Origin of the sequence: Variovorax beijingensis (assembly GCF_003951285.1) — a bacterium.
In the GTDB taxonomy this organism is placed as follows: Bacteria; Pseudomonadota; Gammaproteobacteria; order Burkholderiales; family Burkholderiaceae_C; genus Variovorax; species Variovorax beijingensis.
The window spans coordinates 23,556-48,312 of sequence record NZ_RXFQ01000005.1 but is presented as its reverse complement, the minus strand read 5'-3'; the positions used below and the strand labels follow the sequence as shown (position 1 = coordinate 48,312).

At 64.7% G+C, this 24,757-nt stretch carries 16 protein-coding genes; 13 read left to right on the top strand and 3 right to left on the bottom strand.

The features are described from left to right. The first annotated feature begins 5 nt into the window (after window positions 1–5). The 6 genes from ruvX (at window position 6) to EJO66_RS09595 (ending at window position 6,789) form a co-directional block, all read left to right on the top strand. A complete protein-coding gene (ruvX, locus tag EJO66_RS09625; protein WP_124958682.1) occupies window positions 6–455 on the top strand; it encodes a Holliday junction resolvase RuvX in 450 nt (149 codons plus the stop codon). Then, window positions 452–949 (top strand): bifunctional pyr operon transcriptional regulator/uracil phosphoribosyltransferase PyrR, encoded by a 498-nt coding sequence (gene pyrR, locus EJO66_RS09620; protein WP_124958681.1) that lies wholly within the window; start codon window positions 452–454, stop codon window positions 947–949. Before ruvX ends, pyrR begins: the two co-directional genes overlap by 4 nt. Next, window positions 949–1,911 carry an aspartate carbamoyltransferase catalytic subunit gene (locus tag EJO66_RS09615; RefSeq protein WP_015867378.1) on the top strand — a complete coding sequence of 321 codons (963 nt, stop codon included), beginning with the start codon at window positions 949–951 and terminating at the stop codon, window positions 1,909–1,911. Before pyrR ends, EJO66_RS09615 begins: the two co-directional genes overlap by 1 nt. Next, window positions 1,908–3,194 (top strand): dihydroorotase, encoded by a 1,287-nt coding sequence (locus EJO66_RS09610; protein ID WP_124958680.1) that lies wholly within the window; start codon window positions 1,908–1,910, stop codon window positions 3,192–3,194. Before EJO66_RS09615 ends, EJO66_RS09610 begins: the two co-directional genes overlap by 4 nt. A gap of 127 nt (window positions 3,195–3,321) precedes the next feature. Further along, window positions 3,322–4,068 (top strand): lysophospholipid acyltransferase family protein, encoded by a 747-nt coding sequence (locus EJO66_RS09605; protein WP_124958679.1) that lies wholly within the window; start codon window positions 3,322–3,324, stop codon window positions 4,066–4,068. A gap of 1,035 nt (window positions 4,069–5,103) precedes the next feature. After that, the gene (locus EJO66_RS09595) at window positions 5,104–6,789 is read left to right on the top strand and encodes a patatin-like phospholipase family protein (RefSeq protein WP_125965172.1); all 1,686 of its coding nucleotides are present in this window, start codon (window positions 5,104–5,106) and stop codon (window positions 6,787–6,789) included. Window positions 6,790–6,848: 59 nt separating this feature from the next. On the opposite strand, the gene EJO66_RS09590 is transcribed toward EJO66_RS09595, so the two are convergent. Next, complete coding sequence (locus EJO66_RS09590; protein WP_124958676.1) at window positions 6,849–7,121, bottom strand: DUF4242 domain-containing protein; 273 nt, start codon at window positions 7,119–7,121, stop codon at window positions 6,849–6,851. Between the two features lie 131 nt (window positions 7,122–7,252). On the opposite strand from EJO66_RS09590, the gene EJO66_RS09585 reads away from it, so the two are divergent. The 7 genes from EJO66_RS09585 to EJO66_RS09555 all read left to right on the top strand — a co-directional run bounded on the left by EJO66_RS09585 (window position 7,253) and on the right by EJO66_RS09555 (window position 19,168). Beyond that, a complete protein-coding gene (locus EJO66_RS09585; RefSeq protein WP_124958675.1) occupies window positions 7,253–8,281 on the top strand; it encodes an AraC family transcriptional regulator in 1,029 nt (342 codons plus the stop codon). Window positions 8,282–8,810: 529 nt separating this feature from the next. Then, entirely contained in the window at window positions 8,811–13,397 is a 4,587-nt protein-coding gene (locus EJO66_RS09580; protein ID WP_164547806.1) for a tandem-95 repeat protein, read from the top strand. A gap of 58 nt (window positions 13,398–13,455) precedes the next feature. Next, on the top strand, window positions 13,456–14,790 hold the full coding sequence (locus EJO66_RS09575; RefSeq protein ID WP_125965170.1) for a TolC family outer membrane protein: 1,335 nt from the start codon (window positions 13,456–13,458) through the stop codon (window positions 14,788–14,790). Continuing rightward, a complete protein-coding gene (locus EJO66_RS09570; protein WP_124958672.1) occupies window positions 14,787–16,979 on the top strand; it encodes a type I secretion system permease/ATPase in 2,193 nt (730 codons plus the stop codon). The genes EJO66_RS09575 and EJO66_RS09570 overlap by 4 nt, the downstream gene beginning before the upstream one ends. Continuing rightward, a complete protein-coding gene (locus tag EJO66_RS09565) occupies window positions 16,976–18,223 on the top strand; it encodes a beta-barrel domain-containing protein (protein ID WP_124958671.1) in 1,248 nt (415 codons plus the stop codon). The genes EJO66_RS09570 and EJO66_RS09565 overlap by 4 nt, the downstream gene beginning before the upstream one ends. 55 nt (window positions 18,224–18,278) lie before the next feature. Continuing rightward, window positions 18,279–18,722: an outer membrane protein assembly factor BamE domain-containing protein gene (bamE, locus tag EJO66_RS09560; RefSeq protein WP_124958670.1), complete on the top strand. Its 444-nt coding sequence runs from the start codon at window positions 18,279–18,281 to the stop codon at window positions 18,720–18,722. A 38-nt stretch (window positions 18,723–18,760) separates the two neighbouring features. Next, complete coding sequence (locus EJO66_RS09555; protein ID WP_124958669.1) at window positions 18,761–19,168, top strand: hypothetical protein; 408 nt, start codon at window positions 18,761–18,763, stop codon at window positions 19,166–19,168. A gap of 456 nt (window positions 19,169–19,624) precedes the next feature. Here EJO66_RS09555 and EJO66_RS09550 read toward each other — a convergent pair whose 3' ends face one another. Together EJO66_RS09550 and EJO66_RS09545 are read right to left on the bottom strand one after the other, a co-directional pair. Then, complete coding sequence (locus EJO66_RS09550; RefSeq protein ID WP_125965169.1) at window positions 19,625–22,087, bottom strand: P-loop NTPase; 2,463 nt, start codon at window positions 22,085–22,087, stop codon at window positions 19,625–19,627. Between the two features lie 520 nt (window positions 22,088–22,607). Beyond that, on the bottom strand, window positions 22,608–24,755 hold the full coding sequence (locus EJO66_RS09545; RefSeq protein WP_125965168.1) for a hypothetical protein: 2,148 nt from the start codon (window positions 24,753–24,755) through the stop codon (window positions 22,608–22,610). Between the last annotated feature and the right edge of the window lie 2 nt (window positions 24,756–24,757).

Here is a 24,757-nt window from a genome sequence, read left to right as displayed (position 1 = left end):
CTGCCATGCCAGACGTTCCCGCCCCTCCCGCCGCTCCCTCCGCCACCCCTGTCGCCGTTGCCGTTCCTCCCCACTTCCAGAGCTTCCTGGCCTTCGACTTCGGCCTGAAGCGCACCGGCGTCGCCAGCGGAAACCGCCTGCTCGGCGCCGCGACGCCGCAAGCCACCATCAAGGCCGAGGGCGACGCCCGCTTTGCGCAGGTCGAGGCCCGCATCAAGGAATGGCAGCCCGACGCGCTGGTGGTCGGCGTGCCCTTCCACCCCGACGGCGCCCCGCACGAGAACACCCGCCGCGCGCAGAAGTTCGCGCGCCAGCTGCGCGGCCGTTTCAATCTCCAGGTGTTCGAGGTCGACGAGCGCTACAGCACGACCGAGGCGCTGGCTTCGGGCGCGCGCGACGCCGATGCGGCCTCGGCCTGCATCATCCTGGAGCAATTTTTGAGGAGCCTCCCGTGAGTTCAATACCCGATGCCGAAGCGCTCTACACGAAGCTGCTGGCTGGCGTGAAGACGCTGATGCGCCCCGATACCAGGCTGGTGGGCATCACCTCCGGCGGCGCCTGGCTGGTCGAGCGGCTGCAGAAGGACCTGGGCCTGCCTGGTGCGCCCGGCGTCATCTCGTCGGCCATGCACCGCGATGACTTCGCGCGCCGCGGCCTCTCGGCCAGCGCACAGACCGCGCTGCCCTTCGACGTGAACGGCGCGGACGTGCTGCTGCTGGACGACGTGCTCTACACCGGCCGCACCATCCGCGCCGTGCTCAACGAGCTGTTCGACTTCGGCCGCCCGGCCTGCGTGCGGCTCGCGGTGCTGGTGGACCGCGGCGGGCGCGAGCTGCCGGTGGCGGCCGATTTCGCGGCCGCGAAGCTCACGCTGCCCGATACGCAGCTGCTCGCGCTCGCCCGCGCCGACGACGGCGCCTTCAGCCTCAAGGTCGAGGAGAACCGTTGATGCTCTACAAGCGAAATCCCCAGCTCAACAAGAACGGCGAACTGATCCACCTGCTGTCGATCGAGGGCCTGCCCAAGGACATCGTCACGCACATTCTCGACACCGCCGCCAACTTCACGAGCGTGAGCGACCGCGAGGTGAAGAAGGTGCCGCTCCTGCGCGGCAAGAGCGTGTTCAACCTGTTTTTCGAGAACAGCACGCGCACCCGCACCACCTTCGAGATCGCGGCCAAGCGCCTGTCGGCCGACGTCATCAACCTGGACATCGCGCGCTCCTCGGCCACCAAGGGCGAGTCGCTGCTCGACACCATCGCCAACCTGAGCGCGATGGCGGCCGACCTGTTCGTGGTGCGCCACAGCGAGTCGGGCGCGCCCTACCTGATCGCGCAGCATGTGGCGCCGCACGTGCACGTGGTGAACGCCGGCGATGGCCGCCACGCGCACCCGACGCAGGGGCTGCTCGACATGTACACGATCCGCCACTACAAGAAGGATTTTGCGAACCTCACGGTGGCGATCGTCGGCGACGTGCTGCACTCGCGCGTGGCGCGCTCCGACATCCATGCGCTCACCACGCTCGGCTGCGCCGAGGTGCGCGTGGTCGGCCCCAAGACGCTGGTGCCCGGCGACATGGCCGGCATGGGCGTGCGCGTGTGCCACACGCTCGAAGAGGGCATCAGGGACTGCGACGTCATCATCATGCTGCGCCTGCAGAACGAGCGCATGAGCGGCGCGCTGCTGCCCTCGTCGCAGGAGTTCTTCAAGACCTACGGCCTCACGCCCGAGAAGCTGCAGCTGGCGAAATCGGATGCCATCGTCATGCATCCGGGGCCGATCAACCGCGGCGTGGAAATCGACTCCGCCGTGGTCGATGGAAAGCAGAGCGTGATCCTCCCGCAGGTCACTTTTGGTATCGCGGTCCGCATGGCCGTGATGAGCATCGTGGCCGGGAACGAAGCATGAGCAGAACACTGATTACCAACGGGCGAGTGATCGACCCCGCCTCGGGCACCGACAAGAAGACCGACATCGCCATTGCCGACGGCAAAATCGCCGGTATCGGCCACACGCCGGCCGGCTTCAAGGCCGAGCGCACCATCGATGCGGCGGGCTGCATCGTCGCGCCCGGCCTCGTCGACCTGGCCGCGCGCCTGCGCGAGCCCGGCTACGAGCACGAAGGCATGCTCGAAAGCGAAATGGCCGCGGCCGTTGCGGGTGGCGTCACCAGCCTCGTGTGCCCGCCCGACACCGACCCCGTGCTCGACGAGCCCGGCCTGGTCGAGATGCTCAAGTTCCGCGCCGAGAAGCTGCAGGGCGCACGGCTCTTTCCGCTCGGCGCGCTCACGCGCAGCCTTGCGGGCGGCGTGCTCACCGAAATGGCCGAGCTCACCGAGGCCGGCTGCATCGGCTTCAGCCAGGCCGACGTGCCGCTGGCCGACACCCAGGTGCTGCAGCGCGCGCTGCTCTACGCGAGCACCTTCGGCTACACCGTGTGGCTGCGCCCGCAGGACCGCGACCTTGGCAAGGGCGTGGCGGCCAGCGGCCCGCTGGCCACGCGCCTGGGCCTCTCGGGCGTGCCGGTGTCGGCCGAAACCATCGCGATCTTCACCATCGTCGAGCTCATGAAGAGCACCGGTGCGCGCGTGCACCTGTGCCGCATCTCCAGCGCCGCGGGCGTGGCGCTGGTGCGCGCGGCCAAGGCGCAGGGCCTGCCGCTCAGCTGCGACGTCAGCATCAATTCGCTGCACCTGGCCGACACCGACATCGGCTTCTTCGACAGCCGCGCGCGCCTCAATCCGCCGCTGCGCCAGCAGGGCGACCGCGATGCGCTGTCGGCCGCGCTGGCCGACGGCACCATCGATGCGCTGGTGTCCGACCACACGCCGGTCGAGGCCGATGCCAAGACGCTGCCCTTTGCCGAGGCCGAACCCGGCGCCACCGGGCTCGAACTGCTGCTGCCGCTGGCGCTGCAGTGGGGCGAACGCAGCGGCGCGGGGATCGTGCGCGCGCTGGAAGTCATCACGTCCGCGCCCGCCCGGCTGCTGGCGGCCGCCGATGCAGGCACCGGCATCGGCCGGCTGGCCGAGGGCGGCGTGGCCGACCTGTGCGTCTTCGATCCGGGCCTCGAATGGCAGGTGCAGCCCGAAGCGCTCAAGAGCCAGGGCAAGCACACGCCGTTCTCGGGCTATCCGCTGCTGGGGCGCGCCCGTCACACACTCGTCGCCGGCCGCGTCGTGCACGGCTAGCAATGAGCACCCCCCAGTCTTCGCGCACTTCGTGTCGCTACGCCAACCCCCTTCACCAGCGGCCCGGCAGAGCCGGCTCCGCGGTGTTCCACGAACATTCATTGAAAGCTGAGAGGCTGAGCGCTACATGCTCCACTCACTGAAGGCCTGCTGGCGCCTGCTGCATGCGGTGGGGCACGCGCTGGGTGGCTGGTGGACGATCCGCTTCACCTTTCCGGGCCTGCCGCAGGAAGAGCGCAACCTGCGGGTGCAGCAGTGGTCGCGGCGCCTGCTCGAGATCATGGGCATCGCGCTCCAGGTGCAGGGCAGGCCGCCCGCGCAGGGGCCGGTGCTGCTCATCAGCAATCACCTCTCGTGGCTCGACATCACGGCCATCCACGCCGCCTGCCACGTGCGCTTTGTCTCGAAGGCGGGCGTGAAGCACTGGCCGCTGATCGGCACGCTGTCCACCGGCGCGGGCTCGCTCTACATCGAGCGCGAACGCCGCCGCGATGCGCTGCGCGTGGTGCACCACATGACCGAGGCGCTGCGCAACGGCGACCTGATCGGCGTCTTCCCGGAGGGTACGACGAGCGACGGACGCGGGCTGCTGCCCTTCCATGCCAACTTGCTGCAGGCCGCCATTTCGTCCGGCGCGCCCGTGCTGCCGGCCGCACTGCGCTTTGCCGATGCGGCCACCGGAGAAACCAGCCAGGCGCCGCGCTACATCGACGACGACAACCTGCTGACCTCGCTCTGGAACACGCTGCGCGCGCCGCCGCTCCTGGCCATCGTGCGCTTCGGCGAGCCGCAGTCCTCGCATGGGCGCGACCGCCGGGCCTGGGCCCAGGCGCTGCACGAAGACGTGCAGCAGCTGCGCCGCGAGACGCACTAGCCGCACGGGCCGGCGCAGGCAAAAAAAAGCGCTCCCGAGGGAGCGCTTAACGACGCACGGAGGCGTCGTGAGGAGGAACCGGAATTCGTCCATCCGACATTCGCCGGGCCTGCGGCCGCCGCTTGCGGGAGAAATCAATCCGTGCGCGTGGGCGGGTGCCTACAGGGCTGCTCGCTGGCGGGCGCCGGCTATCCCGATCATGAGAATTGCCAAACCCGCCCGGGTCCAAAACCTTGGACCATGCAGGTTCTACGCTGGAGAACCTGATGAGAATGCTGAGGAAAATCGTGGGTGGCGCCATCTCACTTGCAGGGGCGGCTGTGCTCGTGGCGCGGCACCTGTGACGGCGGAATGAGCTGAATGAATACTATGGTTTGTAATTAAGCGCACAGCAACACTACTGCCCGAGGGGCCGTGCGAACCGGTCGCATTTCGGCGCTCATAATGCGCCTGCGACCCACGCCAGAGGCCGCATCGAGACCCGCGGCTGCGGTCTTCGAGACCGAGCCAGCCATATTTTTCTGGCTTTCACGGGATGACATCATGAGCGTATTGCAGATGTTTCTACCGGCATCCGAACCAGCGCGCAGCGAGGCCCTCGAGCTGATACGAAGAACACACCACTTGCCGCGACACCTCGTGAGAGGCACCGGGCGAAGAGGGCTGGGCGAATCCGGACCGGGCCCGCTGGTCGGGCCGGTGCAAAGGCAGCAGCAGGCGTCGCCGCCGCAGGACTTGCAGGCAGGAACCGCGAACAAGCTTCAGGTCGAATGAAGGCTGTTTTTCCTGAAATCGGGTGAAGCATTATTCAATGGAAATCCGTGGGCGTTTGGAGTGCGCAATTCATTTGCCTTCTGCCTTTTATATCTTTTGGCTGCCACGGGAATTGGTGGAACGCATCCGTAGTTCGTAATTATTTCCAATAGAGCTCGAATGAGGTCCTTCTAATTCAGCGGGATTTCACTTGTAGACAGTATTTAATCCGCCAATAGACACTCCGCTCCCCCGATTCGGGGGGCAACCAAGGAGTGTTGCGTGGATTCGAATCAACCTGTTTTCACCATCCTCTCATTCGTGGGAGGAGGCATTCGCGGTCTTCTGTCGGCAACCATCCTGCAGCGCCTGGCCGAAAAGCACGACCATGTGCTGAAGAACACGCTGATGCTGGCGGGCTGTTCCACCGGCGCCATCATCACGAGCGAATTGCTGGCCGGCAAGACGCCGGGAGATCTCATCGAGCTGTTCACTTCCCCGACCGGCGAGATCAAGTTCTACAACAACATGAACGACCGGCCGGACAAGCCCGCGTATCCGATTGCAGATGTGATCGCCTCCCAGGCCGAACTGCATGGCGATGCGCCGGTGTCGAAAGCGCCGCGCAGCGTGCTGCTGGTTTCGTTCAACGTCGGCGGCCTGGAAACCAGGGAGGACGGCCGCGTGGTTCCCAAGCCATGGGACACGCTCATGTTCACCAACATGCTCGGTACCGAGCAGGACAGGATCGACGGCCTCGAGGGAAATGCCGACACGCCAATCGCGATCGCGGCATCGTCCAGCGGCGCGATGCCCGGGCAACTGGGCTCGGTGCTCGGCAATGTCGACGGCGCTTTCTTCAACCACGACCCGACGGTCGCAGCCATCTGCCTGGCGGTGCGCAACGGCGTGCCGCTCGAGAAGATCGTGGCCATCACGATCGGCACGGGCCTGATGCCCGACTGGGTCGCCAGCGACACGGCCGCATGGGGCGCGAAGCAGTGGATGGACGGCGACGGCAATCCGTTCGACAACACCCCGCCTTTCCTCATGAACCAGGCACGGTCGTCGCCGGTGCTCGACATGTGCCTGAGCGGAACCTCCGCCGAGACGATGCCGCGCCTGGCCAAGATGCTGCTCGGCGACCGGTATGTGAACATCAATCCCCGGCTGCCCTGCTTCATCCCCGAAAACTCGACCAATGCGCAGGCGATCGAATTGCTCCAGCGCCATGGCAACGAGGTGAACATCGATGAAGCCGTCGCGCTCATCGGAAAGTACTGGCACCAGATCACCGGCCCGCTGACACCCATCGTCCCGCCTCCGCTGGTTCCGCCGCTGGGTCCGAACAGCGCCGTGGCCGCGGCCATAGCGAAGGCGCGCGCTGCCGCGGCGTCCGCAGCCAACGAACCACCGCCGCCCACGCCCGGCCATGGAGAGTTCTTCTACATCCAGCACAAGGAGACGAGGAAGGTGCTCGACATACGTGGCCAGTCCGCGGCACCGGGGACGCCGGTGATCCTGTGGGACAAGAAGCCGGTGGACGACAAGACGCGGGCAAACCAGCAGTGGGAGTTCGTTCCTGCGGCCGGGGAGCCGGGCTGGTGGTACCTGCAGACAGCCATGCCAAGCGACATGGTGCTGACCCTCGGAGATTCGGTCGGCGCCGCGCCGCAACTGGACATGCAAGCCAGGTCCGAAGCCTCCCGGGCGCGCCAGCTGTGGAGCCTGATCTCGACGGAAGACATCGGATGGTGGTTCATCCAGTGCAAGGCCCAGGTCGTCCTGAGCGAGTACAGCAACCCCGACTCCGTGGTGCCCACCGTGATCGCTGCCGCCGATGAGGGCCAGCCCTACAAGGTTGCGGTGGGCCTTCCGCTGGACTATGCGAAGGACGGCCCGATGTCCTGGGGCTTCCTTCGCCTGGACGACGCTCTGCTTGCGGCATCGCCCAGGCGCAGGGCTTGAATCGGAGCGGGCGGCAAGAGGGCAGCAGACCGTCCTTGCCGCCGCTCGCCGCGTTCGCCTCACTCGGCCGTGGCCGGGTCGATCACGCCGTACACCCGGTCGATCCGGTCGGCCGGGAAACCGCCGAGCTCCGCATGCTTGCGCACCAGCGCCTCGTTGGCCGCTTGGTAGATGCAGTAGATCCGGTCGTCGGTCACATAGCTGTGGACCCACTGGATCTCGGGCCCCATGCTGCCCAGCACGCCGCAGGACTTCTGCGAGATGGCTTTCAGGTCGGCCGGCGTGAACTTGCCGGCGCCGGGGATGTGCCGTTCGATGAGGAATTTGGGCATGGCGATACTCCTGTCTAGATTAAATCGGTCGGAGCGACCAAGATCCATGGTGCCGATGCGAAGCACCGTTGTATTGCCCGCTGCGCCGGACTTGTTGACCGAAACCCCGCCCTCGCTTGCCGGAGGTGACCATGGATGTCTTGTCGGACGTGCTGCGGACCATCCGCCTGGAGGGCGCGCTGTTCCTGAACGGGGACATGCATGCGCCCTGGTGCTTCAAGGTGCCCAGGGGCGCGGACATGGCGCAGCTGCTCAGGCCCGGCGCGCAGGGGCTGGCCATCTGCCACCTCGTGCTGCAAGGCGAATGCTGGGCCCAGGTCGACGGCGGGGTACCGATCCGCGCGCATGCCGGCGACGTGATCGCCGTGCCGCACGGCGACTCGCATGTGCTGGGCAGCGGCCTGCACCATGCGGCGGTGGACGTGGCGCATGTGGAGAATCCGCGGGCGCCCGAACTGGAGCGCATCCGCTACGGCGCCAGTGGTGACCGCACGGTGCTGGTGTGCAGCTGGTTCGCATACGAAGGCGATGCGCCCAACCCCCTCATGGCGAACATTCCGCGCCTGTTCACCACGTCGCTGCGCAGCAGGCCGGCGGGCCCGTGGATCAAGCAGTCCGTCGACTTCGTGCTGGGCGAAGCGGCCTCGCACACGCCCGGTTCGGAGATGGTCGCCGCCAAGGTGGCGGAGGTGCTGTTCGCCGAAGTGCTGCGCGGGTACATCGAATCCATGCCGGCCAACAACCCCGGCTGGCTGGCGGGCCTGCGCGACCCCCATGTGAGCCGCTGCCTGGCGCTGATGCACGGCGATCCCGCGCGCAACTGGACGGTCGACGCCCTGGCGCACGAAATCCACGTCTCGCGCAGCGTGCTGGCGGACCGCTTCGCCGAACTGGTGGGCGTGCCGCCCATGCACTACCTGGCGCGCTGGCGCATGATCCTGGCCGCCGGCATGCTGCGCAAGGACCAGGGCAACCTGGCACGCATTGCCGAAGGTGTCGGCTACGAATCGGAAGCGGCTTTCAACCGCGCATTCAAGCGCGAGTACGGGGTGTCGCCCGGGGCCTGGCGGCAGAACGGGGCGCGGGCCTCGATGCCGGATGCGGCGCCGTGGTGCTTCGACAGGAAGCGCAAAAGCGTGAAATACCCGCTTGGGTATTGAGTTCCCTGGATCGGAAAAAAAGATATCAACAAATGTCAACGTGTCGCGCGGGCTGGTCGACAGCAATCCGGCACATCGGCATTACCTGACTGTTTCGTCGACTCTGGCGACGACCCCAAACGTGCGTCGCGCGACGGGCTCTGACATGGCCTCTGTCCGAGGGAAAACGCCGGGTTGGAGGGGGTTGATTCCGGTAAAAGCCCGCAAGCCAAAAGGCCGCCAGCGCCCGCTTTCCCAAATGGCTGAATTTCTTTCGCCAATGTGTGAAGTATTCGACGTTCGCACACATTTGTGAACAATTGTCCGCCACGGCAAAAGCCGCGGCCTCTCCGGCAAAAGTCCGGACACCCCCCCACGCCAAGAATCCCGCCCCATGCAAGCGCAAGCCTGTGTGACCCGTGCACCGGGTCTCGCTGGCGAGTCCTCGAGAGCCGCCTGCGGCCCTCGAGATTTCCCAATGTGCGACCCGGGCTGTTCGCCGAAGGCGAAGGCTCGCCCGAGGTCCGGAGTCAAGGAGCAAGGACAAATCATGGAAGCTGTTTACAAGTCTGGTGGCGCGTCCCGCAAAGCGGCGGCGGAAACCCCTCTGGTTCTGGATCGCCCGTCGATCGTCACGCTGAAGATCGCGCCAGAGAGCGTGCTCAAGTTCGAGCGCCGCGGCGACGACCTCGTGCTCGTGCTGCGCGACGGCCAGGAAGTCGCCGTGCGCGGCTTCTTTGCCGAGTACCCCGACGGTGGCCGCAATGACCTCGTGCTCGAAGACGGCGCCGGCGTGCAGTGGTGGGGCCAGTACACCTCGCCCTGGAAAGACTTCCACTTCACCGAGATCGAGTGGGACGACGCCGGCGGCGCGTTGCTGCCTGACGGCGTGCCGGGCTGGCTGCTGGGCGCGCTCGGCGTGCTGGGCGTCGGTGCCGCTGCGAGCGGTGGTGGTGGCGGCGGCGGTGGTGGCCCGGCCTTCATCCCGCCGTTGCTCCCTCCGCAGAACCGCGGCCCCGAAGGCCAGGCCGAGCCCGTCATCACCGAGCAGGACAAGCCCGTGCAGGGCCAGGTGAACGCCACCGACCTCGACCGCGACGTGCTGAACTACACCGTCGCCAAGGGCCCCGAGCACGGCACCGTCACCGTCGACCCGTCCACCGGCCAGTTCGTCTACACGCCCAATCCCGGCTACGAAGGACCCGACAGCTTCGAAGTGACCGTCAGCGACGGCAGGGGCGGCACCACCACCGTGAAGGTGCCCGTGACCGTCTCGCCCGTCAACGACGCCCCCACGGCGCCCGACTACACCGAGACCACGCCCGAAGACACGCCCGTCAGCGGCCGCGTGACCGGCAGCGACCTCGACAGCGGCGACACGCTGACCTACACGAAGGGCAGCGATCCGTCGCATGGCACGGTCACCGTCAATCCGGACGGCACGTACACGTACACACCGGACCCGGACTTCCATGGGACGGACAGCTTCACGGTGACGGTGAGCGATGGAAATGGCGGGACGACGACGAGCACGGTCACGGTGACGGTTGATCCGGTGAACGATGACCCGAAGGCACCCGACTACACAGAGACGACCGATGAGGAAACGCCTGTCAGCGGGCAAGTGGTCGGCACCGATGTCGATGGCGATGCATTGACGTACGCGAAGGGCAGCGATCCGGCGAACGGCACGGTGACGATCAATCCCGATGGCACGTATGTCTACACGCCGAACCCGAATTTCAATGGCACCGATACGTTCACCGTCACGGTGAGCGATGGCCATGGCGGCACGACGACGAGCACGGTGACGGTCACGGTCGATCCGGTGAATGACGCACCGACGGTGCCCGACTACACCAAGACCACGAGCGAAGACACGCCCGTCAGCGGCCAGGTCGTCGGCAGCGACGTCGACGGCGACACGTTGACCTACGTGAAGGGCAGCGATCCAGCGCACGGCACGGTCACGGTCAACGCGGATGGCACGTACACCTACACCCCAGGTGCGAACTTCAACGGCACCGACAGCTTCACTGTCACGGTGAGCGACGGCCACGGCGGCACGACGACCAGCACCATCACGGTGACGATCGATCCGGTCAACGATGCGCCGACGGTGCCCGACTACACCAAGACCACGAACGAAGACACGCCGGTCAGCGGTCAGGTCGTCGGCAGCGACGTCGACGGCGACGCGCTGACCTACACCAAGGGCAGCGATCCAGCGCATGGCACGGTCACGGTCAACGCGGATGGCACGTACACCTACGTCCCCGGCGCGAACTTCAACGGCACCGACAGCTTCACTGTCACGGTGAGCGACGGCCACGGCGGCACGACGACCAGCACCATCACGGTGACGATCGATCCGGTCAACGATGCGCCGACGGTGCCCGACTACACCAAGACCACGAACGAAGACACGCCGGTCAGCGGTCAGGTCGTCGGCAGCGACGTCGACGGCGACACGCTGACCTACACCAAGGGCAGCAACCCGTCGCACGGCACGGTGACGGTGAACCCCAACGGCACCTACACCTACGTTCCCAACGCCAACTTCAACGGCACCGACAGCTTCACGGTGACAGTGAGCGACGGCCACGGCGGCACGACCACCAGCACCGTCACCGTGACCATCGACCCCGTCAACGACGTCCCCGTGTTCGTCGACGGCGGCGGCACACCTGTGGACACGGCCACCGGCTACGTCTTCGGCTACGACGAGAACCGCCCCGCGGGCACCGTGCTCGGCACGGTCCGCGCCACCGACATCGACAGCGCGAACGTCACCTACAGCATCCTCTCGGGCAACGACGACGGCTACTTCGCCATCGACCCGGTCACGGGCGAGATCAGCCTCACGCCGGCAGGCGCCGCGGCCTTCGTCAACGACTACGAAGCAGGTGCCAACGCCCACGCACTGGTGATCGGCGCGACCGACGGCACGGCCACGACGACCATCCCCGTCACGCTCAACGAGCAGAACCTCAACGAGGCGCCAGAGGCTCCCGACCAAACCAAGACCACGAACGAAGACACGCCGGTCAGCGGCCAGGTCGTCGGCAGCGATGTCGACGGCGACACGCTGACCTACACCAAGGGCAGCAACCCGTCGCACGGCACGGTGACGGTGAACCCCAACGGCACCTACACCTACGTTCCCAACGCCAACTTCAACGGCACCGACAGCTTCACCGTCACGGTCAACGACGGCCAGGGTGGCACGACCACCAGCACGGTGACCGTGACCGTCAACCCGGTGAACGACGCGCCCACGGCCACGGCGACCGACGCCGGCATCATCTCCGAAGGCAGCCTGCCCGGCGGCATTCCGGCTGCGGGCGAGCCGCCGGTGCAATCGACCGGCAAGATATCCATCGCGGACCCCGACAGCCTGGCGGGCGACCTGTCGGTGTCGCTCAGCGGCCCGACCGGCGTCACCTCCGGCGGCCAGCCGGTGTCGTGGACCTGGGACGCGGGCACGCACACGCTGACGGGCAGCGTCACCGTCGGCGGCGTCACCACCGAGGTGATGACCGTGGCCGTGGGCAATGTCACCGCCACGGGCGCGGGGCAGTTCGAGGCGGGCTACACCGTCACGCTGAAGGCGCCGATCGACCACCCGGCGGGCAACGGCGAAGGCGTGTCGAACCTGCACTTCGAAGCCGTGGTGAGCGATGGTCAGGCCAGCGGCGCGCCGGTGGGCTTCGACGTGCCGGTCAAGGACGATGCGCCGGTGCTCGTGAACGGCGAGCAGGCGGTCGACGTGGCGCCGATCGATACCAACCTCATGGTGATCCTGGACCTTTCCGGGAGCATGGGGCAGGAAACCCCGACACGCCTCAACCGTGCGAAAGAGGCTGTCCAGAATCTGATCGACGGCTACGACCTGTACGGCGACGTGCGGGTGCAGCTCGTCACCTTCAGCACGACCGGGGCGTCGCAGCAGGCCTGGATGACGGCGGCCGAAGCCAAGGCGCTGGTGCAGAACCTGCAGGCCAGTGGCAGCACCAACTACGACGCTGCCCTGGCTGCGGCGATGAACGGCTTCTCGGCCACCGGCAAGCTGGACGGGGCCCAGAACGTGTCCTACTTCCTCACGGACGGCGAGCCGACCCTGGGCGACGGCAACACGGAGCAGTTGGCGAACAGCAGCAACAGCAGTACGGCCGACAGGGGCATCCAGGCCGGGGAAGAAGCGATCTGGACGAACTTCCTCAGCACCCACCAGATCAACTCGTTCGCACTGGGCCTGGGCTCGAGCCTGAACGCGGCGGCACAGGCCTTCATCGACCCCATCGCCTACAACGGCAACACCGGCGCGAACACCAACGGTCAGATCGTCACCGACACGAGCCAGCTGAACGACATGCTGCAAGGCACGATCAGCGTGCCGCCCACCGTCAGCAACCTGCTGACCGGCGGCCTCGGTGGCTCGTCGGGCTTCGGTGCCGACGGTGGCCATGTTTCCGAGCTGACCATCGACGGCACTACCTACGCCTTCGACAGCAGCACGGGCCTGATGACGAAGACCGGCCCGGCCACCGGCAGCGACTACAGCTACAACGCGGCGACACACCAGGTCACCATCGCCACGGCGCAGGGCGGCAAGCTGGTCGTGGACTTCGACACGGGCGAGTTCAGCTACCAGGTGGCACCGCGCACCAGCACCTCGCAAAACTACGACGAGACCCTCAGCTACCAGGTGGTCGACCGCGACGGCGATGCGAGCAACGCGGCCACGCAGACGCTGCATGTCAACTACACGCCTTCTGCGGGTGCAGCGGGGGCGGCAGCGCTCTTCAGCTCGCCCGATTCGCTGGGCCTGGCCGGCGTCGACGAAGTGACGGTGTCGCTCGAGCAGCAGCAACAGCACGAGGCGCCGCATTTCCCCTTCGGCGACAGCCCGGCGTGGGAAGGGCTGCAGCTGTCCGACATGCTGCAGGGCTTCGGCGCCGCCGAGTCGCTGCATGCGCTGCTGCAGGCCGCGTTCCCGCCGGCCTTCGGGGGCACGCAGGCGTCTCCCTCGGCGCTGTCGCTGGCGTCGTCGCCCGATTCGTTCGCGGCCTACGCACCGCCCGTGGCGCCTTCGCTCGACGACGAGCTTCACATGGGCCTCGCGCTTCACCACTGACCGACCGGCGTGCCGGCGCCGCTTGCGGCGTCGGCACCTTGTTCGTACGTCTTCACGCATGCTTTTTTCTCCTCATCTTCCGTCCGCTGCCGCGGGCCTGTTCTTCATGCTCGCCGGAACGGCTGCACTCGCACAGGCGAGCGCTCCCACCCCGCTGGGCATGGCCGAGGCCGTGCGCCTGGCCGCCACCTCGCACCCGACCGTGCGCAACGCCGTCGGCCAGGCGCTGCAGGCGGGCGAGGGCATAGCAGCCGCGCGCTCGGGCTACTACCCGCAGGTCAGCGCGGGCCTCAGCGCGCGCACGGGCAACCGCCAGCTCCAGGCCGACGGTCGCCGCCAGGTGCACCAGGCCTCGCTGTCGGTGACCCAGCTGCTGTACGACTTCGGCAAGGTGTCGAGCGCCGTGAGCGAGGCCGAGGCCTCGGCCACGGCCGCGCGCGCCAAGCTGCTCGTGGCGGTCGACGACGTGGTGCGCGACACCGCGCAGGCATGGATCGAAGTGCATCGCCAGCAGGCGCTCGGCGAGATCGCGCAGGCCCAGGTGAAGGGCGTGCAGTCGCTGGCCGGTCTCGTGGGCGAGCGCCAGGCCAAGGGCGCCACCAGCCAGTCCGACGTGGCGCAGGCGCAGTCGCGCCTGGAAGCCGCGCGCGCCCAGCAACTCAACACCGCGTCACAGGCCGAGCGCTGGCGCCTCAACCTCATGCACCTGACCCAGGGCCGCACACCGGCCGACATCGCGGGCGAAGCGCCCGTGCCGCTCGCGAGCGCCTGCGCCGCGCAGCCGCAGACGGCCTTGCTCGTGCCGGCCGTGCAGATGGCGCAGGCCGAGCGTGACATGGCGCAGGCCGCACTGCGCGGCGCCGATGCGCAACTGCTGCCCACGCTGTCGCTCAACGCCGCCATCAACCGGGGGCTCGAATCGGGCGCGCGGGCCGCCGGCCAGTCAGCCAACGAAAGCACGTTCACCGTCAACTTCACCGCGCCGCTGTACGAAGGTGGGCGCAGCCAGGCCCGCCAGCGCGCCGCCGCGCACGCGGTCGAAGCGGCAGAGGCCGCGCTGGGCTATGCAGAACTCAGCGTGCGCCAGCGGCTCGAAGACGCGCGCGTGCAATCGCAAGGCCACGCGCAGCGCCTGCCCGTGCTCGCCGCGCGCGTTCACAGCACCCAGCGCACGCGCGACCTGTACCGGCAGCAGTACCTGCAGCTGGGCACGCGCTCGCTGCTCGACCTGCTCAATGCCGAGCAGGAGTTCCACGGCGCGCGCTTCGAGCAGGCCGAGAGCGCGCACGAAGTGCAGCGGCTCGCGGTCGAGTGCCTGTACCAGTCGGGCCGCCTGCGCGAGGCCTTCGGGCTGGTCGATGCGGGCGAGCTCGTCGCCGGAGGCCAGCCATGACTGCGACCACCGTGCCCGAACTGTCCGCCGCGCGCGGCCCCGAGCTGCTCGCCGGCTGGGTCGATGCCGTGCTCGCCGTGGCCGCCCACTACCACCTCGACACCTCGCGCGAGCGCATCCGCGGCGCCGCCGCATGGAGCGACCACGAAGACATCGGCGAGCGCGTGCGCCAGATGGCCCGCCAGGCCGGGCTCACCGTGCGCCAGGTCGCGCCGCGCCTGGACACCCTGAGCCCCTGGCGCCTGCCCGTGGTGCTGCAGCTGCGCGGCGGGCAGGTCGCCGTGGTCACCGCCATTTCCGAGCAGGGCCTGCGCGTGATGCTGGGTGGCGACCAGGGCGCGGAAACCGTCTGCACCGTGGACGAGCTGCAACCCGCGCTCGAAGCCATGGCTGTGCTGCGGCCCGCGCAATCGGCGCCCGACTCGCGCGTCGACGCCTACATCCGCCCGGTGGAGCCGCACTGGCTGCGCCAGATCGTGCTGGCCGACTGGCGGCCCTACGCGCACATCCTCGTCGCGTCGCTGGCCTACAACCTCATGGCGCTGGCCGGCACGCTGTTCTCGATGCAGGTGTACGACCGCGTCGTGCCCGCGCAGTCGCTGCCCACGCTGCATGTGCTGTTCGGCGGCGTGCTGCTGTCGATCGCGTTCAGCTGGGTCATGCGCGGCGCGCGCATGCGCATCACCGACGTGGTGGGCAAGCGTGCCGACCTGCGCATTTCGGACCGCGTGTTCGGCCACGCGCTGCGCGTGCGCGGCTCGGCTCGCCCGCGCGCCACCGGTACCTTCATCTCGCAGCTGCGCGAGCTGGAGCCCGTGCGCGAAATGCTCACCTCGACCACCGTGGCGGCCGTGGCCGACCTGCCGTTCTTCTTCGTGTTCTGCGTGCTCTTCTGGTTCATTGCCGGCTGGCTCGTGCTGGTGCCGCTGGCCGCGTGCGTGCTGCTGCTCGTGCCCAGCCTGCTGGCGCAGCCGCGCCTGCGCGCGCTGGCCCAGGCGGGCATGCGCGAATCGTCGCTGCGCAACGCCATGCTGGTCGAGGCGGTGCAGGGCATCGACGACATCAAGGGGCTGCAGGCCGAGCCGCGCTTCCAGAACCAGTGGAACCACTACAACGCGGTCAACGCCGACTCGGGCCTGCAACTGCGCGCGCTGCTCAACACCCTGAGCAACTGGACGCAGACCGTGCAGGGCGCCGCCTTCGCCTTCGTCGTGTTCTTCGGCGCGCCGCTCGTGATGGACGGCCACATGAGCACCGGCGTGCTCGTGGCCGCATCGATCCTGTCGACCCGCATGCTCGCGCCGCTGGCCGGCGTGACGCAGGTGCTCAACCGCTGGCAGCAGGCCAAGGTGGCCGGCGAAGCCCTCGACCAGCTCATGAAGCTCCCGGTCGACCACCCGCCCCACGAGACGCGCGTGCATCGGCCTGCCGTGCAGGGCGACTACACGCTGCGCGACGCCGTCTTCAGCCACGACGGCCAGACCACCGCACTGCACGTGAAGGCGCTGCACATCGGCGCCGGCGAACGCATCGCCGTGCTCGGGCGCAACGGCGCGGGCAAGTCGACGCTGCTGCAGGCGCTGTCGGGCCTGATGGAGCCGCGCGCGGGCAGCGTGCTGCTCGACGGCGTGTCGATGGCCCACATCGACCCCGCCGACGTGCGCCGCGACGTCGGGCTGCTCGCACAAGACGCGCGCCTGTTCCACGGCACCCTGCGCGAGAACCTGCAGATGGGCACGCCCCACGCCACCGACGCCGAACTGGTGGCGGTCCTGCAGGCCACCGGCGCCTGGGCTTTCGTGCGCCGCCTGCCCACCGGGCTGGACCATCCGTTGCTGGAAGGCGGGCGCGGCCTTTCGGGCGGACAGCGCCAGAGCCTGCTGCTCGCGCGGCTGATGCTGCGCCGCCCCGGCGTGCTGCTGCTCGACGAGCCGACCGCCTCGCTCGACGAAGTGGCCGAGCGCGAAGTGATCGAACAGCTGCGCGCGCTGGCCGCCGGCCGCACGCTGGTGCTGGCCACGCACCGCCCGGCCGTGCTCGAGGCGGTGGACCGCATCCTCGTGGTGGACGGCGGCACCGTCGTGCTCGACGGGCCGCGCGACCAGGTCATGGCGCGGCTGCGCCAGGGCGCGGTCGCATCGCGCGAGGCGATGGCCTCCGCAGGCGGTGGCAAGGAGGGGCAGGCATGAACGCCGTGACATTGACCAAGGCGCAAGTACAGGCGCAGACGCGGGCACCGGCCGCATCCACCGCCACCGTGTGGGGCCCCGGCGGCGCCGACGACTTCGACGAAGCCCGCGCCAGCGGCTCCGCGCGCGTCGTGTGGTTCGTCGCGCTCTTTCTGCTCGCGTTCTTCGTGTGGGCCTGGTGCTTCGAGATCGACGAGGTGTCCAGCGGCATGGGCAAGGTGATTCCCAGCTCGCGCGAGCAGCGCATCCAGTCGCTCGAAGGCGGCATCCTGGCCGAGCTGCGCGTGCAAGAAGGCCAGATCGTCGAGAAGGGCCAGGTGCTCGCGCAACTCGACCCCACGCGCGGCGAATCGAACGTGGAAGAAACCGCCGCGCGCTACCGCGCCGCGCTGGCCAGCAGCGTGCGCCTGCGCGCCGAGGTGCAAGGGCAGGGCAGCCTGCAGTTCCCCGCCGAGCTGAAGGCCTACGCGCAACTGGTCGATTCCGAAAGCGCGCTCTTCCGCTCGCGCCAGGGCAGCCTGCGCGATACCGTGTCCGGCCTGGGCCAGGCGCTTGCGCTCGTGCGCAAGGAACTCGACATCACGCGCTCGCTGCAGGTGAGCGGCGCGGCCAGCAACGTCGAGCTCATCCGCCTGCAACGCCAGGCCGCCGACCTGGAGCTGAAGATCGCCGAGGCGCGCGCCAATTACATGGTGCGCAGCCGCGAAGAGCTGGCCAAGGCCGATGCCGAGGTGAAGTCTTTGTCGTCCGTGGTGCGCGGGCGCGCCGACTCGCTCGAGCGGCTCACGCTGAACTCGCCCGTTCGCGGCATCGTCAAGAGCTTGCAGGTCACCACCATCGGCGGCGTCGTGCCGCCCAACGGGTCGCTCCTGACCTTGGTGCCGCTGGACGACCAGTTGCTGGTCGAGGCGCGCATCTCGCCGCGCGACATCGCCTTCATGCGGCCCGGGCAGGAGGCGCAGATCAAGATCACCGCCTACGACTACGCCGTGTACGGCGGCCTCAAGGGCCGCGTGGTGACCATCGCGCCCGACACCCAGCGCGACGAGGTGAAACCCGAGATCGTGTACTACCCCGTGCTCGTGCGCACCGACTCCGACGCACTCACCGACAAGGCCGGCCGCCGCATGCCCATCGTGCCCGGCATGGTGACCACCGCCGACATCCGCACCGGCCGCAAGACCGTGTGGGACTACCTGACCAAGCCGCTGAACAAGGCGCGCGAAGCCATGCGCGAGCGCTGACCCGCGCACGCTCATCTCTCCCAAGAAACCCATCTGACCCAAGAGGACGCTAGCCATGAAAAAGACCCCGCACGCATCACCCGCCGCTGCCGCCTTCGTGCTCGCCGCCGCGCTGCTCGGCGCCGCCGCCCCTGCGGTGGCCCGCGACAACCCCGTGGACCCCGTGAGCAACCCCGACAAGCTGGACTACCGCGACGTCGAGGCGCGCCGCCCCGACTTCAAGGAGCCCTTCCTGCGCGACGGCGTGGTGTCGCGGCCCGAGCGCTTTCGCGAGATCAAGCCCGGCATCACCCAGGCCCAGGTGCTCGCCGTTCTCGGGCAGGCGCTGAAGCAGCAGCGCGGCGCGCTCGGCACCGAGTGGGACTACCACTTCAAGTTCCAGATGCCCCAGTCGGCCAACTACCTCGTGTGCCAGTACAAGGTCGTGTTCGACGACAGCCAGGCCGTGCGCAGCGCCGTGTGGCGCCGCCGCCAATGCCTGGATCTGCTGCCGCGCTGAGCGCCGTCGGCAGTCGCAGTAACACCGGCCGGCAGCCCATGCCTGGCGACTCCACGCGCGCGCCCCGTCCCTACGAGGCCTTCGTGTACGGCAACTCCGCCGACGAGCCGACGCGGCTGGCCGAGCGTTGCCTGGAGGTGATCGAGGGCACGCTGAAAAGCGTCGACCGCGTCGTGGCCTGCCTGCGCGCCGCCGAGCTGGAGCACGGCATCGGCATCCCGGCCATGACGCGCGCCCAGATCGCCGACGCTGCCGAATGGCACCGCGCCAAGCTGCAGGGCCTGCTGGCCGTGAAGCTGCAGCTCACCAACCGCGGCGGCGATATCCATCTGGTGGACGACCTGCACCTGGTTGTGCGGCTCAAGTCGCGCCTCACTGCTCGGGCGCGCGGCGCCTGTGCCCCACGCCCTTCATTTCGCTGCTCCCCACACGTGCCCCCCAAATGAACCGGACGATGTTGCATCGTCGCGGGCGACTCTGGTCAATTCGCTGACGACTCGGGGGGAGATCTGCGGTTCGGCAGTGCACTGATGGACGTATTTGGACGTCAGCGTGGTGCTTCGACAGGAATCGCAGCTATGTCAAAAATCCGCATGGATATTGGATTTTTTGGTCTGACAGAAAAAAGATACCGACAAAAGTACCGATAAATTTCAATGCAAGGCTTGGATGCATCACATGAGGACGCTTCAGGCCGATTTTGTCGACGCTGCGGTCGACGGGGCTTCCGAGATCAAACTTCCGCCCGGCGGGAAGCAGCCGCCCGGTGGGCCTGCACATGGCGCCTCCGCCGGAAGAGCCGTCGCTGTCATCGGATCACGGCGATTCTATTCAACTCGAGCCGTAGCCTATTTCGCTTAGTCGACGGTCGTCCGCAACGCAATACTCAGCTAGGCTCGCTGCTAATTCTGCCATATGCCTAGCGTCGCGAACTTAAACAAGCGCTCATAAGCCATCCTCAGTCTATCGTGCCCCGGGTTCCGCTTTGAGCGATTTTCCAGCAGAAGTGCGTAGCGATTGGCAGTGCTTCTGGCTTCCGCAGCCGTGCCATGGCGACGAAGTACCTCCGTATAGCCCTCTGCAAGCGTGACTACTGGGTAGGTATCATCACTTTCGATAATGTCGTCAAGCTTTTCGAGGATTTGTTTGGCCTCATCGGCAAGGCCGATGGCAATCTGTGCCATTTCAGTATGCGCTGCGGTTAACAAAAGCTGCTGCCCTAGCGCATGGAGGGTGTGCGGCATTGGGTACGCAGAACAGGCAATTTTCAGCTTCTCCAGCGCCCCAGGGTGGTCGTGAAAATCTCGCAAGGCCAATCCGTATTGCAACCAGAAAAGGCCGTCACTCTCAAATTTTTTCTCTAGCTTGCGATAAGTTTGAATTATGCGGTCTTCGTGACCCTTAAGTGTTTCGTACAAGAACGTGTGATTTATCAGGCTCTTGTAAAGTACCGCTTCGCTTTTGGGAATGTTTTGAATGACCGGCGCCTTATAGTCGGCAAACGCTTGGAGCAAGCCATTGATTGCCTTCGCAGCAAGTGTAGGATCAATTACGCGGTCGATAAGATATTTTGCATACACCGGGTGTCGCGCCGACAACTTCCCGTAATTCATATGAATTATGCCTGCCAGATCATCTGCAAAAGCAGTGGCATTCCTTAAGATCGACATCTTATCCAGTGCACGATCTACCAGCGACACTGGTGCGTCACACCTTCGGTCAGTAGCAAGTGCAATCGTGACCAAAAAGAGCTTCTCCTCTTGCGAAGAAATGGCTGCGTATTCGCCTTCGATGATCTCCTGAAACCCGCGACCGAGCGTAGCTTCCATCAAGGCAATAAGGAGTTGCTTCTTCGACTTTTCGACGAGCTCTCTAATTCGGTTCTTCTCACTCATTTTTCCAAGGCGCGTCCACGATCCATATTTTTGCAGTTGCGCCAAGATCTTCTTTGCGTCCTCACTCGTGAATTCTCTTACCAGAACTGGCTCGAAGTACAGGTCTTTCAAGGTGTGCTTGCCTCGCCGGTTCCATGTTCCTTCTCGTTCCGCGCCGATTACCAGGGTCTTTTTCAAGCGCAACGACTTCAGAGCGTGTGCCAAGTGTTCTGTGGAAAACTCAATATTGTCGATTGCGACGATAACCTCTTTTGCATGCTTGGCAGTTTCTTCAATTGCGATCAAAGTCTCCAACAGAGACGTGGGTTCGCTATTTATGAAGAAAACTTGTCGCACAGGATCCCCCGAAAAATGGAGGCATAGCTGCATTAGCAAGGTCGTTTTGCCTGAGCCCGCTGGGCCAAGAATCGGAAGCAGCCGTGTAGTTTGCGTCGCATGTAGATTCTCCAACAGCGAGATACTAGAGTCAAAAACCTCGAGCTGTGCAGGAACTCCCCGAACAATATCATCCCAGCTTGGCTTAAATCCTTTATAGAACGCCTTGATTGTGCTGTCGTCCGTTACAGAGGGCACCGGCAAAGTGTCGCGTCGCACTGGAATAACATGCTCAAATAGATTGGCGAATTCACTGGGCTTGCTGGCCGCCATTAGGCCGCGCAACTGAGGAATATTTTCTTGCGCAATCTCGTTCACTGTGGGGGGTGACGGCAATTCCTCTTGGAGCCAGGAGGCGAAGTCTTCGATTTTTCCCTGAATAAACTCGATCTTGTATTTTTTTAAGCTCCTAATCTGAATTTCCGTCGCTGACTTCGCGATCACATAACTAATGCCGTGCGATCCATGGTTAAGGGCCTGGTATCGCTCGATGTGAAACTTCAAGAGCGGCTCATTAAGCTGTGTTCCAATAAAAAGCATCGGAGTTCTCACAAAATCAGACCCACATTGCGAGTACCAAGGAAGATGTTCATTGGTGCCGCGCGCGTATTCGGATGGTGAAAATATGATGCCATCCTGAAGCCTGTCAGCGGTTCCATTCAGCTTGATGTACTCTAGCTTCTGAAAAAATACATCCTTCTCAATGACGGGATCCTTGGATGCCAGCTTATTTACTTTCTGCTGGCTGTGCTTCGCAAGGGCGAAGTCCAGTCCATCATCGATGTTCAGCGTATAAATTCGACGCCAAACGTAGCTCGCAATCGTGTTGTATTGAGAGGAGGGCGTAACATGTCTGAACGAGTTTTCTAGCAGCTGATCCAGCCGCTTTCCTAGCTGCTCACGCCCAGCTTCGTAAACAACGTCTAGTGATTCATCCTCGTATTTCATTCCTGCTTCCGAGGCTATTAGCTTTGCAAGGTCAATAGCCCCGGGCACTGGAGCCCCTCCAGAGGTTGTGCATCCGTATGAAGCGCCAGCTCCAAGAAACAGAGTGAGATTCCCTTTCTTGATTTCTTGAAGAATTTGTTTATTCATAGTTCGCCTTTAGTCTTATTCCCGGAACTCATGTGATGTTCGTGCGGCTGAGTATGTCGCACCAAGCTTGGAGGAAACCCTCTAGGTGTCGATTGCTAAGAAATTTCTTCACCAACGCGAGTTGATAGTCAATGGCCATTCATGGTGGCGCGCGCCTCGGCGGCATTGTGTACATCGACGCTAGCCCTTCAGCCCGAGCGTGCCAATGCGGCGCGTCGGCTTGACCGTGACCTAGGCCACTCCTAGCAGCGCTTCTTCCACTCCTCGCGACGCAGCTGATGCGACGGTGCAAGCTTGCCTGAATTTTTTACGCTGATGCGTGATTTCATTCGCAAGCACCACAGCGGCGCGATCGTCGCCGTACGACATCACTACGCTATCGGGGGTGAACCCCAAGACGGCGCGCTGCGTTGTCACTTCCACCAGCGCCAAGTGACTTCCGTCTCACTCGCTCAGGGGAGGGAGGAACGCCGGGGCATCCAGCGCTTTGGCGATCAGCTTAAAGCCGAGTTCGTCTTCGCTAGAACGGCAACTTTGATCGAAGGGGGCGCGTCCCCTCCTTCTGGGTGAAAATGAACTTCATTGCACGCTGAAGGGCACCCGAAGCCTTGGTGTAATCCGAAACTGCAGCGCGAATCTCATCAAGGTGCACATCGGAAAGCTGAAGCCGACGAAGTGCCAGTGCAAGTAGAAACTCCAGAATTGCCTCCCCAGATTCCTGGGTTGCGCGGGAAAGTGCTCGCAGAACGACAGACTTCATAAAGTCACTCGCTGCATGATCGGCACGATAGTCCAGCTCGGAAGGGTATGCACATCGCAAGAGCGCCGCTTGTAGAACTCCGTCGTTGAATCGAGTGAAGTTCTCTGGAGAGAGGACTACGTGGCGGAAGCTCGAGGAGGAAAGGCGGCGCTCGTCAGGTAGCTTGTCATGCTCTCGCGCTCGTTGAAGCAATACAGCAACAGTGGCCAACACTTCGGCATGGCAGGGCTGGGGCTCAAAGTTTTCGGGCCAGTATGCGAAGCCAGCCCTAAGCCGCATCGGACTCTGGGCGTCAGGTCCGTGGGGAAGCATCGCAAGCTCATGCAAGTTCGCGATGCTTCCGAGCAGTCGCCCGCGCTGCTGCAGCTTGGATGGAAGTGCGCGCAGATCTCTGAAGGGCGCGTAGTACCTTGAAACCTCGGCGTTGAACGATTCTTCCAATTGAGTGCCGACAGCTGCTTTTCCAAACTTGGCGATTTCATACTGAACTACCTTCGAGTGGCGCAAGTTTGTGTCCAGCGATGTCAGCTCACTCCGATTCTCGGCAACTTGGAACCCGACTATATACAGGCGCGGTCCCTCGTGTTTGTCTCGCAAGGTGCGGCTTATCTCCAGCAGTTGGGAGCCTTTGCCGACAACGGCTGCACAGATGATCACACCGTCTGTGGGCTTAAGATTTCTCGTGGCAAGTTGGTCGGACGAAAGGATTAGCGAAACTGAAAGCTTCAATTTAGAAGCACAAAACTCTTGAACTTGGCTGGCTAGAGCGCGCGAAGGAGCATCGTTCTGGAATACAACGGCTTGAGTAGCAGCCTTGACCGAGTGAAGTAGTCGTGACTGGAGCCACGTTTGAAAAGCAGGATGGGCGATCAGATTTGCACCATCGACGTACAAGGCCCGTGGTCTTGAAGCACTCCTAGCGGGTCTCCGGTAGATATCGAATATCTGCTTCCCTGCGAACTCGCAGAAATGTGCGACTTCATCGTCACTGCGGTGATGCAGATCCGTAAGCAAGACCTTCTTGGAAGGCTCCTGCTCGGGTAGAAAGGTCTCGCCTTTAATCCTAATGCTAAGCTGCGCTGGACCTGAAGAAGGCTTGGTAGCTGGAACATCGAGCGCAAGCAATGCGCCGCTCTTGAGCCGCGTCGCAGTTTTCAGAGTTACCAATGTCACGACTTCATCCACAGCGACTTCCTTTTTGACGATCCACTTCTCGTGAAGTGACATGGATGTGGATGCAGAAATCAGGCAAAGGGAGGTCGCCCTCATCGGTCGGCGTACGTTGTCGAATCCTCCGTACGAATGGAAACTCTCAATATGAAATGGTTGCCTCGATCCACAAAGGATCAATAGCTCTCTCAATGCATACGCCACGGTCGAGATGGCCATGGTATCGACGAACACCGTTTGGAGTTCTGCGAAGCGTTGTGTTTGAGCTGAGAACTGCTTGAAGAAAAGAGCCAATGCTACAAAGCCGACGATGGCTGATGACTTGAGCGCAAGATCTGGCTTCAGGAAGAGCGTGTCGCGGGAGCCGGAGGGCTTTTGATACGCGTAGCCGGGCGGCGCGCGAAGTATGACTTCAGAAGGGTCGAAGACGGCCTGCAATCCGGACTCCATCCATTCCTTCACGCCTCGTTCTACGACAACCTTAAACGGCGTCTGACGGGCACGGAAAGCCGAGTCGAGTAGCGTCAAGGAAGCTGTGCCTTTCGCCAGACTGAAGGAGCAGAAGAATAGAGGAATGCGGCCCTTTATTCGTTCTTGAGCGACTTGGCTTGGTTCTGCCTTCAACTGACTGAGCAAGTCGATCGATCGATCTTCCTCAAGTCCAATCACCACTATCGCGTCCGGCAGGCTTGGTCCTTGACACATCGCGAGCATTAGCTCGTCGAGTACGCCGCGCATGA

What these genes read in the sequence shown, in the direction of transcription:
- EJO66_RS09585 (WP_124958675.1), top strand. Translation starts at nt 7,253, where the DNA reads ATGGATGTCTTGTCGGACGTGCTGCGGACCATCCGCCTGGAGGGCGCG.
- EJO66_RS09575 (WP_125965170.1), top strand. Translation starts at nt 13,456, where the DNA reads ATGCTTTTTTCTCCTCATCTTCCGTCCGCTGCCGCGGGCCTGTTCTTC.
- EJO66_RS09545 (WP_125965168.1), bottom strand. Translation starts at nt 24,755, where the DNA reads ATGCGCGGCGTACTCGACGAGCTAATGCTCGCGATGTGTCAAGGACCA.
- EJO66_RS09565 (WP_124958671.1), top strand. Translation starts at nt 16,976, where the DNA reads ATGAACGCCGTGACATTGACCAAGGCGCAAGTACAGGCGCAGACGCGG.
- bamE (WP_124958670.1), top strand. Translation starts at nt 18,279, where the DNA reads ATGAAAAAGACCCCGCACGCATCACCCGCCGCTGCCGCCTTCGTGCTC.
- EJO66_RS09550 (WP_125965169.1), bottom strand. Translation starts at nt 22,087, where the DNA reads ATGAATAAACAAATTCTTCAAGAAATCAAGAAAGGGAATCTCACTCTG.
- EJO66_RS09580 (WP_164547806.1), top strand. Translation starts at nt 8,811, where the DNA reads ATGGAAGCTGTTTACAAGTCTGGTGGCGCGTCCCGCAAAGCGGCGGCG.
- EJO66_RS09590 (WP_124958676.1), bottom strand. Translation starts at nt 7,121, where the DNA reads ATGCCCAAATTCCTCATCGAACGGCACATCCCCGGCGCCGGCAAGTTC.
- EJO66_RS09615 (WP_015867378.1), top strand. Translation starts at nt 949, where the DNA reads ATGCTCTACAAGCGAAATCCCCAGCTCAACAAGAACGGCGAACTGATC.
- EJO66_RS09570 (WP_124958672.1), top strand. Translation starts at nt 14,787, where the DNA reads ATGACTGCGACCACCGTGCCCGAACTGTCCGCCGCGCGCGGCCCCGAG.
- EJO66_RS09555 (WP_124958669.1), top strand. Translation starts at nt 18,761, where the DNA reads ATGCCTGGCGACTCCACGCGCGCGCCCCGTCCCTACGAGGCCTTCGTG.
- EJO66_RS09610 (WP_124958680.1), top strand. Translation starts at nt 1,908, where the DNA reads ATGAGCAGAACACTGATTACCAACGGGCGAGTGATCGACCCCGCCTCG.
- EJO66_RS09605 (WP_124958679.1), top strand. Translation starts at nt 3,322, where the DNA reads ATGCTCCACTCACTGAAGGCCTGCTGGCGCCTGCTGCATGCGGTGGGG.
- ruvX (WP_124958682.1), top strand. Translation starts at nt 6, where the DNA reads ATGCCAGACGTTCCCGCCCCTCCCGCCGCTCCCTCCGCCACCCCTGTC.